This window comes from Corallococcus sp. CA054B (assembly GCF_003611625.1).
Lineage (GTDB): Bacteria > Myxococcota > Myxococcia > Myxococcales > Myxococcaceae > Corallococcus > Corallococcus coralloides.
Window position 1 is genome coordinate 1 of the sequence record NZ_RAVY01000389.1, and the last position, 1,548, is coordinate 1,548.

Genomic DNA, 1,548 nt, shown 5'->3' on the forward strand with positions numbered 1-1,548 from the left:
ACTCCGCCCCCACCCCGGGCATGGGGCCCAGGAGGCCGGTGAGCCCCTGTTTGACGGCCAACGCCACGAGCCCGCCCACCACCGCCGCGACATAGAGCCGGGGCAGCAGGCCCGAAGGCGGGCCCACGGGCCCGACGATGGAGCGCAGCTTGCGGCGCAGGAGCGTGGTCTCCACCCAGGCGACGATGCCGCTGGACAAGGTGAGGAACGCCGCGCCCAGCTCCCGGGGCAGGCCCAGCCGCTCCGGCAGCCACAGCGCCAGGAACCAGGCCTTCACCGACCCCAGGGACACACGCACGATGGCGTAGCGCAGGGGCGTCTTGGGGTCCTTCAGCGCGTAGAAGGCGGAGGCGTAGAGCCGGCCCACGGTGGAAGCCACCAGGCCCACCGCCGCGCCCATCAGCAGATACCAGAGGTAGCGCGAGTCCGAGGCGCCGAAGCGGCCCGTCTGCAGGAGCGCGCCGCTCACCAGGTCCCCCAGGAAGAAGAGCGCGACGGCGGAGGGCACCACCCAGAAGGCGATGCGGCGCGAGCCCGCGTCGATGCGGCTTCGCAGCTTCGTGTGCGCCTGGGCCTCCCCTTCCGCCGTGGCGCGCGCCATCTCCGGCAGCTCCGCGGCGGACACCGCCATGCCGAAGAGGCTCACCGGGATGAGGTAGATGGTCTGCGCGTAGAGCAGCGACGACAGCGCGCGGTTGGAGATGAGCGACGCGAAGGCGGTGTCCACCCACGCGCTGAACTGCACCACGCCGCGCCCCAGCACCACCGGACCGAAGTTCTTCAGCACCTGGCGCACGGAGGCGCTGGCCAGCGACACCACCGGGCGGAAGTGGCCCAAGAGGCGCATCACCGTGGGCACCTGCACGGCGAACTGGAGGAAGCTGCCCAGCACCACGCCGTAGGCCAGCCACTCCGTCACGGCCTCTTCCGCGGCGCGCCCCCCGGCCGTGCCATGCAGGCTGCCCACCACCAGCAGCGTGGCGATGATGACGACGTTCCACACCACGGGCGCCAGGTAGGACAGCAGGAAGCGCCGGTGGCTGTTGAGGATGCCCAGGCACCACGCGCTCAGCACCAGGAAGCCCGTGCCCGGGAAGAGGATGCGCACCAGCCGCACGGCCAGGTCGCGCTCGCCGCCCTCGAAGCCCGGCGCGATGAGGTCCACGAACAGCGGCGTGGCCAGCATGCCCAGCGCCACCATCACGGCGGTGGCCATGGCCAGGAGGCCGAACACCGCGCCCGCGACCCGGTCCGCCTCGTCCGCGTCCTTCTTGCCCAGCAGCTGGGCGTAGACGGGAATGAAGGAGCCCGACAGCACGCCTTCGCCAAAGAGGTTCTGGAGGAAGTTGGGGATGCGCAGCGCGGCCTTGAAGACGGCGGCGGCCTCCGCGTTGCCCAGGTAGTGCGCGAAGACCCGCTCGCGCACCAGCCCCATCAGGCGCGATGCCAGGATGCCAATGCCCACCAGCATCGCGCCCCGGCCTCCCGCGCTGCGTTCAGGGCTGGACGGAAGAGGGGCGGCCGGAGAGCCGGCGGAAGGGGGCGAGG

General features: G+C 72.0%; 1 protein-coding gene. It reads right to left on the bottom strand.

From position 1 onward, the window contains the following. Positions 1-1,471: murein biosynthesis integral membrane protein MurJ (gene murJ / locus D7V80_RS40905; RefSeq protein WP_120593136.1), on the bottom strand; the 1,471-nt coding region annotated here is incomplete at its 3' end. Positions 1,472-1,548 lie beyond the last annotated feature (77 nt).